General features: G+C 60.0%; 13 protein-coding genes and 1 pseudogene. 9 read left to right on the forward strand and 5 right to left on the reverse strand.

Translation table 11 applies throughout. The features are described from left to right. Nucleotides 1-67: 67 nt before the first annotated feature. The 7 genes from mltB (at nt 68) to ACQKP2_RS09970 (ending at nt 6,592) form a co-directional block, all read left to right on the forward strand. Nucleotides 68-1,078 carry a lytic murein transglycosylase B gene (gene mltB / locus ACQKP2_RS09940; protein WP_427576097.1) on the forward strand — a complete coding sequence of 337 codons (1,011 nt, stop codon included), beginning with the start codon at nt 68-70 and terminating at the stop codon, nt 1,076-1,078. Beyond that, nucleotides 1,078-2,085 (forward strand): septal ring lytic transglycosylase RlpA family protein, encoded by a 1,008-nt coding sequence (locus ACQKP2_RS09945; protein WP_427576098.1) that lies wholly within the window; start codon nt 1,078-1,080, stop codon nt 2,083-2,085. Before mltB ends, ACQKP2_RS09945 begins: the two co-directional genes overlap by 1 nt. A gap of 194 nt (nt 2,086-2,279) precedes the next feature. After that, nucleotides 2,280-3,437: a D-alanyl-D-alanine carboxypeptidase family protein gene (locus ACQKP2_RS09950; RefSeq protein WP_427576099.1), complete on the forward strand. Its 1,158-nt coding sequence runs from the start codon at nt 2,280-2,282 to the stop codon at nt 3,435-3,437. Between the two features lie 87 nt (nt 3,438-3,524). Beyond that, nucleotides 3,525-3,800, forward strand: a complete 276-nt coding sequence (locus ACQKP2_RS09955) for a DUF493 domain-containing protein (RefSeq protein ID WP_427576100.1) — start codon at nt 3,525-3,527, stop codon at nt 3,798-3,800. Further along, nucleotides 3,800-4,447, forward strand: a complete 648-nt coding sequence (lipB, locus tag ACQKP2_RS09960) for a lipoyl(octanoyl) transferase LipB (RefSeq protein WP_427576101.1) — start codon at nt 3,800-3,802, stop codon at nt 4,445-4,447. Before ACQKP2_RS09955 ends, lipB begins: the two co-directional genes overlap by 1 nt. Nucleotides 4,448-4,449: 2 nt before the next feature. After that, on the forward strand, nt 4,450-5,472 hold the full coding sequence (gene lipA, locus ACQKP2_RS09965; RefSeq protein WP_427576102.1) for a lipoyl synthase: 1,023 nt from the start codon (nt 4,450-4,452) through the stop codon (nt 5,470-5,472). 169 nt (nt 5,473-5,641) lie between these two features. Then, complete coding sequence (locus tag ACQKP2_RS09970) at nt 5,642-6,592, forward strand: S66 peptidase family protein (protein ID WP_427576103.1); 951 nt, start codon at nt 5,642-5,644, stop codon at nt 6,590-6,592. 109 nt (nt 6,593-6,701) lie between these two features. On the opposite strand, the gene ACQKP2_RS09975 is transcribed toward ACQKP2_RS09970, so the two are convergent. The 5 genes and pseudogenes from ACQKP2_RS09975 to leuS form a co-directional block, all read right to left on the reverse strand. Further along, a complete protein-coding gene (locus tag ACQKP2_RS09975; RefSeq protein ID WP_427576104.1) occupies nt 6,702-8,024 on the reverse strand; it encodes a lytic murein transglycosylase in 1,323 nt (440 codons plus the stop codon). A 62-nt stretch (nt 8,025-8,086) separates the two neighbouring features. Next, nucleotides 8,087-8,251 carry an alternative ribosome rescue factor ArfA gene (arfA, locus tag ACQKP2_RS09980; RefSeq protein WP_427576105.1) on the reverse strand — a complete coding sequence of 55 codons (165 nt, stop codon included), beginning with the start codon at nt 8,249-8,251 and terminating at the stop codon, nt 8,087-8,089. 151 nt (nt 8,252-8,402) lie between these two features. Continuing rightward, entirely contained in the window at nt 8,403-9,440 is a 1,038-nt protein-coding gene (gene holA / locus ACQKP2_RS09985; protein WP_427576106.1) for a DNA polymerase III subunit delta, read from the reverse strand. 39 nt (nt 9,441-9,479) lie between these two features. After that, nucleotides 9,480-10,085, reverse strand: a complete 606-nt coding sequence (gene lptE, locus ACQKP2_RS09990) for an LPS assembly lipoprotein LptE (RefSeq protein ID WP_427576107.1) — start codon at nt 10,083-10,085, stop codon at nt 9,480-9,482. Between the two features lie 87 nt (nt 10,086-10,172). Then, nucleotides 10,173-12,778 (reverse strand): annotated as a pseudogene (leuS, locus tag ACQKP2_RS09995) (leucine--tRNA ligase). A 280-nt stretch (nt 12,779-13,058) separates the two neighbouring features. Between leuS and ACQKP2_RS10000 the strand changes: the two are divergent. Next, nucleotides 13,059-13,379, forward strand: coding sequence for a hypothetical protein (locus ACQKP2_RS10000; RefSeq protein ID WP_427576108.1), 321 nt, complete (start codon nt 13,059-13,061; stop codon nt 13,377-13,379). Between the two features lie 106 nt (nt 13,380-13,485). Further along, a complete protein-coding gene (locus ACQKP2_RS10005; protein WP_427576109.1) occupies nt 13,486-14,247 on the forward strand; it encodes a YdcF family protein in 762 nt (253 codons plus the stop codon). The last annotated feature ends 307 nt before the right edge of the window (nt 14,248-14,554 follow it).

Consider the following 14,554-nt stretch of genomic DNA (forward strand, 5'->3'; position numbering starts at 1 on the left):
GGGTTTTGATGTCGATCCATACCCATCGCAAGTGGATCGCGCAGGTTTGAATAAGGTGAAGAGTTCAATGCAAGTAATGCGTGGCTGGGCGACGCGAAACGCGCCGTGGGTCAGCCTGGTAAGCATCCTTGGCATCGCGCAGGAAGCGTTGGCCGGCGATTACGAAGGTTCACCCCAGGTGGCCGAATTTGTCGGTGAAATGACTCGCGATTATGGTTTTGCCGGCGAACAACTGATGGGCGTGTTCCGCGAGGCCGAGCGCAAACAATCGATTCTTGACGCGATTTCCAAACCTGCCGAACGGGTCAAGCAGTGGAGCGAATACCGCCCGATGTTCATCACCGACGCGCGCATTGCCCGTGGCGTGGACTTCTGGCGTCAGCATGAAGCGGTGCTGGCCCGCGCCGAGCAGGAGTATGGCGTGCCGGCCCAGGTCATTGTCTCGATTATCGGCGTTGAGACCTTTTTTGGCCGCAATACCGGTAACTATCGCGTCATTGATGCGTTATCGACCCTGGGTTTCGACTATCCTCCCCGCGCCGAGTTTTTCCGCAAGGAGTTGCGCGAGTTCCTCTTGCTGGCGCGTGAAGAACAAGTCGATCCTTTGACCCTGAAAGGCTCCTATGCCGGTGCCATGGGCTTGCCGCAGTTCATGCCCAGCAGTTTCCGCGCCTATGCGGTGGACTTCGACGGGGATGGCCACATCAATATCTGGAATAATCCAGACGATGCCATCGGTAGCGTTGCCAGCTATTTCAAACGCCACGGCTGGGTCGCCGGCGAACCGGTGGTCAGTCGTGCCGATGTGCGCGGCGAGCAGGTTGATGACGGTTTGACCGATGGCCTTGAACCGACGAAAACCGTTGGAGAATTGCGGGCCCTGGGCTGGTCAAGTCATGATGCGCTGCGCGATGATATGCCGGTTACCGCATTTCGCCTGGAAGGCGAGAATGGCCCGGAATACTGGATGGGTCTGCAGAATTTTTACGCAATCACGCGTTATAACCGCAGCGTGATGTACGCCATGGCCGTGCATCAACTGTCTGAACAGCTGGTCCAAGCACGGGGCGTCAAGTAATGCGGGCATTGCCTATGAGTAAACCCCTGAAGCTGATGGCATTTGTCACGCTGGCCGTGCTGGTCGCCAGTTGTTCGACCAGCCGCTCGCCGAAGCAATCATCGTCCAGCGCCGTGCGCTCGGCACCGGGACTGGACATCAACCGCGCCCACAAGGATGGCGCCCCCTGGTGGGATGTCGACATTTCCCGTATCCCGGACGCCACGCCGACCCTGCATACCGGCCCTTACAAGGCCAACCCCTACACCGTGCTGGGTAAAACCTACTTTCCATTGCAGGACTCCAAGAGTTACGTGGCTTCGGGCACGGCGTCCTGGTATGGCACCAAGTTTCACGGTCAGAACACCGCCAATGGCGAAGTCTATGATTTGTACGGCATGAGCGCCGCGCACAAGACCTTGCCGCTGCCGAGTTATGTTCGGGTGACCAACCTGGACAATAACAAGACCGTGATCCTGCGGGTCAACGACCGTGGTCCGTTCTACTCGGACCGGATTATCGACCTGTCTTACGCGGCGGCCAAAAAGCTCGGTTACGCCGAAATCGGCACCGCCCGGGTCAAGGTCGAAGGCATCGACCCGCAAGAATGGTGGGCCCAGCGTGGCCGTCCGGCGCCTTTGATGCTCAACGAGCCAAAAGTCGCGCAGAATAGCGCCCCGGCAATTACGGCTTCGGCCGGAACGGTCGAGCAATGGACGCCACCGCCGCAGCAGCATGCCGCCGCCGTTGTGCCCGTACAGGTCGACGCTAGAAAAAGCGCTTCCGCACCAGGGGCTGGCCAGTATCTGCAGGTCGGCGCGTTCGCCAACCCGGACGCTGCGGAACTGCTGAGGTCGAAGCTTAGCGGGATGGTGAGCGCTCCAGTGTTCATCAGTTCGATCGTGCGTAATCAACAGACCCTGCATCGGGTGCGCCTGGGGCCGATCGGTTCACCGGGTGAAGTCCAGCAAGTGCAGAACAGTGTGCGCATGGCCAATCTGGGTTCGGCGAGCGTTGTGACCGAATAAGCAACAGGTAATACGTAGGACTTGATTGACGGTTCGTTTGCGGTATGGGGAGCGAACCATGTTGTTGACTCGTTGAAGAACAAGAGCCCGGCAAAGGGTGACTGGAGTGAACAACTGAATACGCGATGACCCGTTAGAGGTCATTTGATTAGTTTTGCCCTTGGGCAGTTTCCATTAGCGATTTCGAGAGACGGATGAACATCACCACCTTTGCCAAACGCCTGTGCCTTTTAGTCCCGCTGCTTCTCTCACCTGCCGCATTTGCGGCCGAGATGATGCCGTCGCCACCGCAACTGGCCGCCAAGGCCTACGTGCTCATGGACGCCAGCAGCGGCAACGTGCTGGTCGAAAACAATGGTGACCAGCGTCTGCCGCCGGCCAGCTTGACCAAGCTGATGACGGCCTACATCGCGACCCTGGAAATCCGTCGCGGCCAAATCGGTGAAAACGATCCGGTGACCATCAGCGAAAACGCCTGGCGTACCGGCGGTTCGCGGATGTTCATCAAGGTCGGCTCGCAGGTGACCGTCAGCGATCTGCTGCACGGCATCATCATTCAGTCGGGTAACGACGCCAGCGTGGCGGTCTCCGAGCACATCGCCGGCAGCGAAGACGCATTCGCCGATCTGATGAACAAAACCGTCGCCGATCTGGGCATGACCAATACCCACTTCATGAACCCGACCGGTCTGCCGAACCCCGAGCATTATTCGTCGGCTCACGACATGGCTATATTGGCTCGCGCGATCATTCATGAGGATCCGGCGCACTACGCCATCTATTCGCAGAAAGAGTTCTTCTGGAACGGCATCAAGCAGCCGAACCGCAACCTGCTGTTGTGGCGCGACAAGACCGTCGACGGCCTGAAAACCGGTCACACCGACGAAGCAGGCTACTGCATGGTGTCGTCGGCCGTGCGTGATGGCATGCGTCTGATCGCCGTGGTGTTCGGCACCAACAGCGAGGTGGCCCGTGCTGCCGAAACCCAGAAACTGCTGACCTACGGTTTCCGTTTCTTCGAAACCCAGACTTTCTATCAGAAAGGTACCGAACTGGCTCAGGCCCCTGTCTGGAAGGGTTCCACCGGCCAGGTCAAGGCCGGTCTGGCTGAAGACCTGACCATGACCCTGCCAAAAGGCCAGCTGAAAAAGCTCGCTGCCAGCATGACCATGAACCCGCAACTGGTTGCGCCCATCGCCAAGGGTGACGTGATCGGTAAAGTCGAAGTCAAACTGGACGACAAGGTCGTGCATAGCGCTGATCTGATCGCTCTGGACGCTGTCGAGGAAGGTGGTATCTTCCGCCGCATGTGGGATAGCATCCGTCTGTTCTTCTACGGTTTGTTCAACTGAATTTAGTGTGCACCTGCATGCCCCTGCGCTGACCCGGCGCAGGGGCATGCCCGTCGCCACGGCTTACGCTTACGAGGCCGTTACGCCATGTCCGATACTGAAGTAAAGGCGCCAAAGATCGAATTCCCCAACGTTGATTATCCCGTTAAGGTGATCAGCGACACGGGTGTGGGCAACAAAGACAAGATCATCGAAATCGTCAAGAAACACGCGACGATCAATCATGACCGCGTGGATGAACGCCAGAGCACCAACGGCAAGTACACCACGATTCAGTTGCACATCGTTGCCACCGACCAGGACCAGCTGTACAACATCAACAGCGAACTGCGGGCTACCGGCTTCGTGCACATGGTGTTGTGATGTCCGGCACGCTGGGCTTCCGCGAGCTCGGCCAGATGGCTTACGAGCCGGTCTGGCATGCCATGCAGCGCTTTACCAACGAACGCGGCAGCGATGCCGCCGACGAAGTCTGGCTGGTCGAGCACCCCCCGGTGTTTACCCAGGGCCAGGCAGGCAAGGCTGAACATCTGCTGCTTCCCGGTGATATTCCGGTTGTGCAGGTCGATCGTGGTGGTCAGGTGACTTACCACGGTCCCGGCCAATTGGTGGCTTATCTGCTGCTGGACGTGCGCAAGCTCGGTTTTGGTGTGCGAGATCTGGTCACCCGGATGGAACAGTGCCTGATCGAACTGCTCGCCAGTTATGGCGTGACAGCCGCAGCCAAGCCGGATGCACCGGGTGTCTACGTCGACGGGGCGAAAATCGCTTCATTGGGCTTGCGGATCCGCCACGGTTGTTCCTTTCACGGCCTGGCGTTGAACGTGGACATGAACCTGGAGCCGTTTCGACGGATTAATCCCTGCGGCTATGCCGGACTGGCGATGACCCAGTTGAGCGATCACGCAGGATCGATTGAATTTGCCGAGGTAAGTGCCCGGCTGCGCGCGCAGCTCGTCAAACACCTCGACTATGCTGAGCAGACGACCCTAACGGGCGGAATCGACTGAATATGACTACTGATGCAGTGCAAACCATGATCCCGACGCAGGATGTCACCGAGCGTCCGGCCCCGCGTGCCAAGGTTGAAGCCGGCGTAAAGCTGCGCGGCGCCGAGAAGGTTGCACGCATTCCGGTAAAGATCATTCCGACCACTGAACTGCCGAAGAAGCCTGACTGGATTCGCGTACGCATTCCGGTGTCTCCGGAAGTCGACCGCATCAAGGCGCTGCTGCGTAAACACAAGCTGCACAGCGTGTGCGAAGAAGCGTCCTGCCCGAACCTGGGCGAGTGCTTCTCCGGCGGCACCGCGACCTTCATGATCATGGGCGATATCTGCACGCGTCGTTGCCCGTTCTGCGACGTGGGGCATGGTCGTCCGAAGCCGCTGGACGTCGACGAGCCGGTGAACCTCGCCGTGGCCATCGCCGACCTGCGCCTGAAATACGTGGTCATTACCTCGGTGGATCGCGACGACCTGCGTGATGGCGGTGCCCAGCATTTTGCCGACTGCATTCGTGAAATCCGCAAACTGTCGCCGAACGTGCAGCTTGAAACCCTGGTTCCCGACTATCGGGGCCGTATGGATGTCGCACTGGAAATCACCGCTTCCGAGCCGCCGGACGTGTTCAACCACAACCTGGAAACCGTACCGCGCCTCTACAAGGCTGCGCGTCCGGGGTCTGACTACCAGTGGTCGCTGACGCTGCTGCAACGCTTCAAGCAGTTGATGCCGCACATTCCGACCAAATCCGGCTTGATGCTGGGCCTGGGCGAGACCGACGACGAAGTGATCGAAGTCATGAAGCGCATGCGCGAGCACGACATCGACATGCTGACCCTGGGGCAGTACCTGCAACCGTCCCGTAGTCACCTGCCGGTGCAACGTTTCGTGCACCCGGACACCTTTGCCTGGTTCGCCGAGGAAGGTTACAAAATGGGCTTCAAGAACGTCGCTTCCGGTCCGCTGGTACGTTCCTCGTATCACGCCGACGAACAGGCGAAGCTGGTCAAGGCCGAGCTGATGTCGTCCTGATCGACAAACCGTCATGAAAATGCCCGCACGGCTTTGCGTCTTGCGGGCGTTTTTTTGCCTGGCTTACAGCAATGGCAGGCGTTTGCTCCAGTAATCAGGGTGACAGACCTCTTCTGTTTGTCCCCAATCCTGACTACTGTGTATTGATGTTTCACAGGGAGATTCATGGATGACCGCAAGCGTGCCATATACCCTTTGTCCTCACGCTCCGGTTCCGGCGTTACCGTCGCAGGGACTGATCGGCGTCATTGCACCTGCCGGTCCTGCTCCGCTGGACACCAACAAAGCCGTGAACTGGATGCGTGCCCGTGGCTATTTGCTGAAAGTGTTTCCTGGCGTATACGAAAAGGAAGGCTATCTGGCGGGCAGTGACGAGGTACGCCTCAATGATCTTCATGCCGCATTTGCCGACGACGAGGTCGATGCAATCATTTGCCTGCGCGGCGGTTACGGCACGCCCAGGTTGCTCGATCGCATCGATTTCGAGCTGCTGCGCGACAACGCCAAGCCATTCGTCGGCTACAGCGACATCACCGCGCTGCACCTGGCCATCAGTCGTTACGCAGGCTTCGTGACATTTCATGGCCCGTTGCTCAACGCTGACCTGCTGGGGGACAGGCAAAAACCCACTGAGCCTTCGTTTTTCAACATGCTGCGCGGGCAGATGAAAGCCGGCAGTGTCCTGGCGCATCCGGCAGCCTACCCGTTGACGACGATCGAGCCAGGCATCGCCCACGGGCGTCTGCTTGGGGGCAACCTTTCGATGATCGCTGCCACCATGGGCACGCCTTACGAGATTGATGCCGAAGGGGTCATCCTGTTCATCGAGGACATCAACGAGCCTTTGTATCGTATAGACCGGCTGCTGACCCATTTACGGCTGGCGGGTACCCTGGGCAAGTTGCATGGAGTGCTGGTGGGGGACGTGGCCGGGGTTGATGTGCTGGCACTGGAGCGCTTGCTCAAGCAGACGTTCGAGCCACTGCGCATTCCTGTGTTGTCCGGATGGCGCAGCGGGCACTGCGATCCGAACCTGACGTTGCCGATGGGGGCGCTGGTCAGGCTGGATGCAGGAAACAGGCAATTGGTTCTGGAACAGGATGTGGTGATCAGAGCGTAGAAGTCATTGTCCGACAGTCAGTCTTCGCGAGCAGGCTCGCTCCCACATTCGAGCGTATTTCCATGTAGAAATGCGTTCACCTGTGGGAGCCGACTTGCCCGCGAAGCTTTCAGCGGTTGCGCAGCCCTTCCAGCAACTTGTGCGTTGGATAACCATCCGCCGGCCAGCCGAATGACTGTTGTGCGCTGCGGATCGCCTTGCGCGTGTTGGCGCCGATAATGCCATCCGCCGTCCCGGCATCGTAATTCTGGGCGCTCAACAGATTTTGCAGCTCGATTCGCTCGGTGCGGCTCAATGGCAGGTCATCTTTGGGCCATGTGCCGCTGATCAGGCCGGCGCCGTTGAAGCGCTGGGACAGCAGGCCCACCGCTAGGGCGTAGGACGACGAGTTGTTGTACTTGAGGATTGCGCGGAAGTTATCCAGTACCAGGTAGGCCGGGCCACGATAGCCGGCCGGCAGCAGCAAGGCCGCGGACAGTTGCTCGGTACCTGCCGGAGCCTGGACACCATTGGGCAGTGTGATACCCAGTTGCCGCCATTCGGCGACACTCTTGCGAATCGTGCCGTCGGCAAGCACGTAATTGAAGTTGCCGGGCAACTGCACTTCGAAACCCCACGACTGGCCTTTTTGCCAGCCGGAGCTTTGCAGGTAGTGCGCAGTCGACGCCAGGGCGTCGGTGGAGCTGCCCCAGATGTCGCGGCGGCCGTCGCCATCGAAGTCTACGGCGTGGGTGTTATAGGTCGTTGGAATGAACTGGGTCTGGCCCATGGCGCCAGCCCAGGAACCCAGCATTTTCTCGGGTTCGATATCGCCCTGTTGCAGAATTTGCAGCGCGGCGATGAGTTGCGCGTGAGCGAAGGCTGGGCGCCGGCCTTCGTAAGCCAGGGTCGCCAGTGAGTTGATCACCGACTTGTTGCCCTGGAACTGGCCGAAGTTGCTTTCCATGCCCCATACCGCAACCAGTGCTTCACGGTCCACGCCGTAGCGCTGTTCGATGCTTTGCAGGATGCCGGCGTACTGGCTCAGCAAAGCCTGGCCCTTGCGCACCCGCACAGGCGACAGGGCGCCGTCGAGGTATTCCCACACCGGGCGGGTAAATTCCGGCTGGCTGCGGTCGGCACGAATCACGCTGGGGTCGAAGCTGACATTGGCAAACGCTCGATCAAAGATATCGGCACGGATACCGGCGGCCAGGGCGTCCTTGCGGAAACCGGCCTGCCATTCGGCGAAGGTCTGGGTCGGCTGAATGTAGAGGTTGTCATCGCTCGGTACGACAGGTGCAACGGCTGCCGGGGCAGTGTTGACAGGAAGGCTCTGAAGCGGTTGTGCGTCGGCGGCGGTGGGTTTTTCCGCGCAGGCGACCAGCAGGACGAGACTGGAGGCAGCAAGCAGTTGGCGCAGATGCCAGCGACGGGGAAGACAAAGGAGCATGCACGGTTCCAGAGAATACGGATCAGGTGCAGACCTTAACATGTTGAGCGGTTGCTTGCCTTTCAGGCTGCCAGAAAGTAAGAAGCCTCCCAGTTTTTCGACTGGAAGGCTTCGCGGCGGTAGCTGCCTTTGCCCTTGCCGGGGCGTTCCTGGCGGCTTCGGAACAGTGGCTGGGCGATGATTGATTTGGCCTTGTTGGGGCCATGTCCGGACGGTTTCTTGCTCATGAAAGGCTCTCGCGCTCAGGTGGTTTTTGCGGGGCAAATCATCGGCTCAAGTGAGAGGTCTGTCCAGTCCTCAAGTTATGTTTGACCTTTCCGACGCCTTCGCGGGCAAGCCTCGCTCCTACAGCGAACAGCCGCACCACGGTTGAATGTCTTACTCGGCCGGCAAATTCAACCGCTGCCCAGCCATCAACAACGTCAAGCGACTCAGGCTCATCCACGCAGAGCCAGCGGCCTGCCCCTTGATCTGCGCGTCAATGCGCTGCGCTTCGAGCAGCAATTGTGCCCAGCGCTGCGCCGAATAGCGTTGCAAGGCCTTGCTCATCAGCGGTTTGCGCTTGTCCCAGACTGGTGGTTTGGCCTGGCTGAAGGCTTTGTCCAGCGGTGTGCCCTGGCTGTATTGCAGCGAAATATTGGCCAGCAGGCGCAGCTCGCGTGCCAGGGCCCAAAGAATGACGGGAGGCTCGACGCCTTCACCACGCAATCCCTCGAGCATTCGCAGGGCGTGGGAGGCCTCTCCGTTGAGAATGGCGTCGGTCAGTCCGAAAACGTCGAAGCGCGCACTGTCGGCCACTGCAGCCTGCACGGTTTCGACGGTGATCTGACCCCCCTCGGCCATCAGCTTGAGTTTTTCGATTTCCTGGGCGGCGGCCAGCAGGTTGCCCTCGACTCGCGCACCGATCAGTTCGACGGCGTCCTGGCTGGCGGACAGTCCGGCCTGGGACAGACGCTGGCGGATCCAACCCGGTAGTTGGCTGGCATCCACCGGCCAGATCTGCACGAACTGAGTCTGCTGACCTTCGATCAGTGCCTTGCCCCACTTGGTTTTCTGCGCGCTGCCATCCAGCTTTGGCAGGCTGATCAGCAGCAACGTGTCCTCGGCCGGTCGCGAGCAGTACTCAATAAGTGCGGCGGCGCCTTTGTCGCCGGGTTTGCCGGACGGCAGGCGAAGTTCCAGCAAGCGTTTTTCGGCGAACAACGACATGCTGGCCCCGGCCTGCAGCAACGTGCCCCAGTCAAAGCTGGCGTCGGCGGCAAAAACCTGGCGTTCGTCGAAACCTTGCTGGCGGGCAGCGGTGCGTATGGCGTCGGCGGCTTCCTGACACAGCAGGGGATCATCGCCACTGATCACGTAGACCGGTGCGAGCGGACCTTGCAGGTGTTTGCCGAGTTGGGCGGGTGCGAGCTTCATGGGAGAGGGCGAACGGGGCGCCTGAGCGCCCCGTAAGGCTTACTGCTGCGGCAGTTCGAGTGGGGACTGACGCGGGGTTTCCGCCTCAGCCTTCTGCGCCGCTTCCACTGCCGCGGCTTCCGCCTTGGCGCGGGCTTCGGCAGTCTGCTGCAGCTGCGCCAACTGGGTCGGCGAGATCTGTTGCAGGCGCAACATCATGCGTTGTACCAGTTCACGACGCATTTCCTTGCGTGCATCGCCGGCTTCCTGGTCGGAGCCCACCAGGTTGTTGCCGTCGTGCATGAAGACGCGCTGCACTTCGAGCTTGTCAGCCATCAGCGACAGGTTGCCCTGGCTGAGGATGCTGTAGTTGAGTACGGTGCTGATCTGGTATTCACCGGTGCGACCGGCACCTGCGTAGCTGAGAATGCGCTGGCTTTCCTGCTCATCGGTCAGCACCAGTTTGTAAGGCGCGCCTTTGTAGACCTTGACGCCGCTGCTATCGAGCACCTGACGCAGCTGAGTGACGGTTTCGCCATAGGCGTTACGGGCGCTGAGGTCGATTTCCTTGATCGCCAGCTCCGTGGTGCCGGTACCGCGCAGCTGGAAACCGCAGGCGCTCAGCAGGACCGCGAGGCCCATCACCAGCAAGTTGCGTTTGATCATTGTGTTGCTCCCCTTGAAACCATGTGGGCCGTTCGAGCGACCCGAAAGGTTTTACATGGCGCCGGCATCACCCGGCGCCCGATCCGATTAGCTGGCGACGATGTTGACCAGTTTGCCCGGTACAACGATCACTTTACGAATGGTCAGGCCATCGACGAAGCGCAGCACGTTTTCGTTGGCGCGTGCGGCGGCTTCGATTTCCTCGCGGCTCGCGCTGGCCGGCATTTCGATCTGGCCGCGCAATTTGCCGTTGACCTGAATGACCAGCGTCAAGCTGTCCTGCACCAGTGCGCTGTCGTCCTGCATCGGCCAGCCAGCGTCGATCACAGGATCGGCGTGACCCAATCGATGCCACAGTTCGTGGCTGATGTGCGGCGTGATCGGAGCCAGCAGCAGCGTGACGGTTTCCAGACCTTCGTGAATCAGTGCGCGATCCTGTTCGGTCGCTTGCGCGGCCTTTTCCAGTACGTTCATCAGCGTCATCACTTGTGCGATGGCGGTGTTGAACTTGTGGTTCTGGCCCACGTCCTGGCTGGCCTGCTTGATGGCCAGGTGGATCGAACGGCGAACGGCTTTCTGCTCGTCATTGAGGCTGGCGACGTCCAGTTTGCCCGGCAGGCCCTGAGTCACGTGAGCCTGGGCCAGACGCCAGACGCGCTTGAGGAAGCGATGCGAGCCCTCTACGCCGGAGTCAGACCATTCCGCGCTCATGTCAGGCGGCGAGGCGAACATCATGAACAGGCGGCAGGTGTCTGCACCGAACTGGTCAATCATCGATTGCGGGTCGACACCGTTGTTCTTCGACTTGGCCATCTTCTCGGTGCCACCGATTTCCACCGGCAAGCCGTCAGCTTTCAGCTTGGCGCTGATCACCTTGGCCTTGCTGTCACGTTCAAGCTCGACATCGGCCGGGTTGAACCAGGTGTAGGCACCGTTGGCTTCGCGGCGATAGTAGGTTTCGGCGATCACCATGCCCTGGGTCAGCAGGTTCTTGAACGGCTCGTTGGAGTTCACCAGGCCTTCGTCGCGCATCAGCTTGTGGAAGAAGCGCGCATACAGCAGGTGAAGAATCGCGTGTTCGATGCCGCCGATGTATTGATCCACCGGCAACCAGTGGTTGGCCGCGGCCGGGTCGACCAGACCGCCTTCATAACGTGGCGAGGCGTAGCGGGCGTAATACCACGAGGACTCGACGAAGGTGTCCATGGTGTCGGTTTCACGCTTGGCAGGCTGGCCGCATTTCGGGCAGTTGCACTCGTAGAACTCGGGCATGCGCGCCAATGGAGAACCGGCGCCATCGGGTACGACGTCTTCAGGCAGTACCACCGGCAACTGATCTTCCGGTACCGGCACGTCACCGCAGCTGCCGCAGTGGATGATCGGGATCGGGCAGCCCCAGTAGCGCTGGCGGCTGATGCCCCAGTCGCGCAGGCGGAACTGGGTGCGCGAGGCGCCGAGGTTTTTCTTGATCAGTGCCACTTCGATGGCGTCGAAGGCGCCTGCGAAGTCCAGGCCATCGAACTCACCGGAGTTGATCAGCGTGCCGTGCTCGCCGTAGGCGTCTTGCCACGGTGCAGGGTTGGTCTCACCAGAGCTGGTGCGCACCACCGATTTGACCGGCAGGTTGTACTTGTGGGCGAACTCGAAATCGCGCTCGTCGTGGGCCGGGACGGCCATGACCGCGCCATCGCCGTAATGCATCAGGACGTAGTTGGCGACCCATACCGGCAGTTTTTCGCCGGTCAGCGGGTGTTCGACGAACAGGCCGGTCGGCAGGCCTTTTTTCTCCTGGGTGGCGACGTCGGCTTCGGCAACGCTGCCGCCCTTGCATTCGGCGATGAAGGCCTGCAGCTCGGGATTGTTCTGTGCAGCCAGGGTGGCCAGGTGGTGTTCGGCCGCGACGGCAACGTAGGTTGCGCCCATCAGGGTGTCGGGGCGGGTGGTGAAGACTTTCAGTGTGCCGGTTTCGCCGATGGAGTCGACGTTGTACGGGAACTGCACTTCCATGCCGCGGGACTTGCCGATCCAGTTGCGCTGCATGGTCTTGACCTGCTCAGGCCAGCCTGGGAGATCGTCGAGGCTCTCCAGCAGTTCATCCGCATAGGCGGTGATCTTGAAGTAGTACATCGGGATTTCGCGCTTTTCGATCAGCGCGCCGGAGCGCCAGCCGCGTCCGTCGATCACCTGTTCGTTGGCCAGTACGGTCTGGTCGACCGGGTCCCAGTTCACGGTGCCGCTTTTTTGTAGATCACACCTTTTTCGAACAGGCGGGTGAACAGCCATTGTTCCCAGCGGTAGTAATCCGGCTTGCAGGTGGTCACTTCGCGCGACCAGTCCACCGCCAGGCCCAGGCTGCGCAGCTGGGACTTCATGTAGGCGATGTTTTCGTAGGTCCATTTGGCGGGCGCTACGTTGTTCTTCATCGCGGCGTTTTCCGCCGGCATGCCGAAGGCATCCCAACCCATGGGTTGCAGGACATTCTTGCCTTGCATGCGCTGATAGCGGGAGATCACGTCGCCGATGGTGTAGTTGCGCACGTGCCCCATGTGTAGCTTGCCGCTGGGATAAGGGAACATCGACAGGCAGTAGTAAGTCTCCTTGCCTGGCTGTTCGCTGACTTCAAAGGACTTTTGCTCATCCCAGAAAGACTGGGCGGCGGCTTCGATTTCACGGGGCTGATATTGTTCGTGCATGGCTACTTTTGAACTGAATAGGGGTGGCCTAATCCTCTTCAATGCAACGCTGGACGGTGAAGGCGCCAATTCGGCGTTTCAGTGTCCAGTCGAGCTGGAAGTGGAGTTACAGGAAGCGCCGTAGCATACATGACCGCGCTCTACCGAGGGAAACCCTGATTGCTGCCGCGCGTCTTGCAAAAACCGCTGGAAGGGCCGTTGGTCGCGGCGTCCAGCCGGTTTGTTCATGGAAGCTAAGCTCTAACTGGGGAGTAGGTCTTATCTTCCAATGAGGTGAGGGATGGTTGAGTCACGGCAGAAAGCTACAAAACCGGAGCTGTACGAAAGACTGATCGATCGTCTGGGCTTGGCCCTGGAAGCGGCAAGAACCGCGGGCCGGCTGCGTGACGAACGTCCGCTGGAGCTGGAATTGCGTGGCCTGAGCCCCGCAGAGTTTGCCCTGGTAAAGGCGTATCTGGATCGCAGTGAGCGTGAGACACACGGATGCTTGTCAGAGGCAGTGAAGCAACTCGACGCACCGCGTTCGGCCAAGATTATCTGGCTCAAGGACAAAGTACCCGGCAGAGACGCGGTAAAGGTCCGGTCTCTGCAATTCAAATAAGGGCATAGAGCCATGCCCCATGGCTTTTTGAAGCATAGTCCTTGCGTACTGATTGTCGCATTGCGTCAACCCACCTAGGCTTCGAGCATCTTTATGGAGATGCTCGATGCCTTTTCGCTATTTAGTCAAAGCACTGCTTTTGCCGCCTGGCCTTCTGTTGCTGCTGCTGGCGCTTGCCTGGTGGTGGCGCAGCTCAAGGCCGCGTCTTGCCGGTTTTTGCTTTGCCCTGGGACTGGTCGGGTTCTGGCTGATGAGCTTGCCGATCATGGTGCAATGGAGCGCTGCTCTGCTGGAGCGCGAACCGCCATTGGCGCTCGACGAGTGGGCGACGTTGGCCAAACGCGCGGATGCGATTGTGGTACTGGGCTCGGGGCGCGAGCGGGGCGATCCGGCGTGGGGTGGCGATCAGCCGACCGGTGTGGGACTCGAACGCCAGCGTTATGCGGCACGTCTGGCCAAGGCCTCGGGTTTGCCGATTCTGACCAGTGGTGGCCTGCACTACGGTTCACCGCCAACCGAAGCGCAATTGATGGCTGACTCGTTGCGCGACGATTTCGGCGTGACCGTACGTTGGCAGGAGGGGCGCAGCCGCACGACCTGGGAGAATGCGCAATTGAGCGCCGAGGTTTTGTTGCCTCTAGATATCAAGCGCGTTGTACTCGTCACTCAGGCCTGGCACATGCCGCGGGCGGTTTGGAGTTTCCGCAAGGCCGGGTTCGAAGTCGTGCCGGCACCGGTAGGATTTCTGGGTGTTGATAATGGTGAGCCGCTGGGCGGCTGGATGCCGGAGTTCAAGTCGATCTGGCGTAGCGGACAATTGCTGAACGAAGCGGTGGGACAGGTCGGGTATTCGTTGTTTTACCCATGACCCGTAGGAGCCAGCGGTGCGGCGATCCGACTTGCCAGCGAATGCGTTTTGGAAAGCGCCATACGACGTGAGGCCGCATTCGCCTGTAGGAGCCAGGCTTGCCGGCGAATGCGTTTTGGACAACGCCGCATGATATGAGTCCGCCTTCGCCTGTAGGAGCCAGGCTTGCCGGCGAATGCGTTTTGGAAAACGCCGCACGATATGAGTCCGCCTTCGCCGGCAAGCCTGGCTCCTACAAGCGAAGGCGTTTTCGAATGCACCGCACGACGTGAGGCCGCCTTCGCCGGCAAGCCTGGCTCCTACAAGC

It is taken from the genome of Pseudomonas sp. NPDC089569 (genome assembly GCF_050280625.1).
Taxonomy (GTDB): Bacteria; Pseudomonadota; Gammaproteobacteria; order Pseudomonadales; family Pseudomonadaceae; genus Aquipseudomonas.

Bases quoted from the DNA above. Each gene is read 5' to 3' on its own strand.
- ACQKP2_RS09950 (WP_427576099.1), top strand. From the start codon at position 2,280: ATGAACATCACCACCTTTGCCAAACGCCTGTGCCTTTTAGTCCCGCTG.
- lptE (WP_427576107.1), bottom strand. From the start codon at position 10,085: ATGATCAAACGCAACTTGCTGGTGATGGGCCTCGCGGTCCTGCTGAGC.
- ACQKP2_RS09955 (WP_427576100.1), top strand. From the start codon at position 3,525: ATGTCCGATACTGAAGTAAAGGCGCCAAAGATCGAATTCCCCAACGTT.
- arfA (WP_427576105.1), bottom strand. From the start codon at position 8,251: ATGAGCAAGAAACCGTCCGGACATGGCCCCAACAAGGCCAAATCAATC.
- mltB (WP_427576097.1), top strand. From the start codon at position 68: ATGCAAGTAATGCGTGGCTGGGCGACGCGAAACGCGCCGTGGGTCAGC.
- lipA (WP_427576102.1), top strand. From the start codon at position 4,450: ATGACTACTGATGCAGTGCAAACCATGATCCCGACGCAGGATGTCACC.
- ACQKP2_RS09945 (WP_427576098.1), top strand. From the start codon at position 1,078: ATGCGGGCATTGCCTATGAGTAAACCCCTGAAGCTGATGGCATTTGTC.
- lipB (WP_427576101.1), top strand. From the start codon at position 3,800: ATGTCCGGCACGCTGGGCTTCCGCGAGCTCGGCCAGATGGCTTACGAG.
- ACQKP2_RS09970 (WP_427576103.1), top strand. From the start codon at position 5,642: ATGACCGCAAGCGTGCCATATACCCTTTGTCCTCACGCTCCGGTTCCG.
- holA (WP_427576106.1), bottom strand. From the start codon at position 9,440: ATGAAGCTCGCACCCGCCCAACTCGGCAAACACCTGCAAGGTCCGCTC.
- ACQKP2_RS10005 (WP_427576109.1), top strand. From the start codon at position 13,486: ATGCCTTTTCGCTATTTAGTCAAAGCACTGCTTTTGCCGCCTGGCCTT.
- ACQKP2_RS10000 (WP_427576108.1), top strand. From the start codon at position 13,059: ATGGTTGAGTCACGGCAGAAAGCTACAAAACCGGAGCTGTACGAAAGA.
- ACQKP2_RS09975 (WP_427576104.1), bottom strand. From the start codon at position 8,024: ATGCTCCTTTGTCTTCCCCGTCGCTGGCATCTGCGCCAACTGCTTGCT.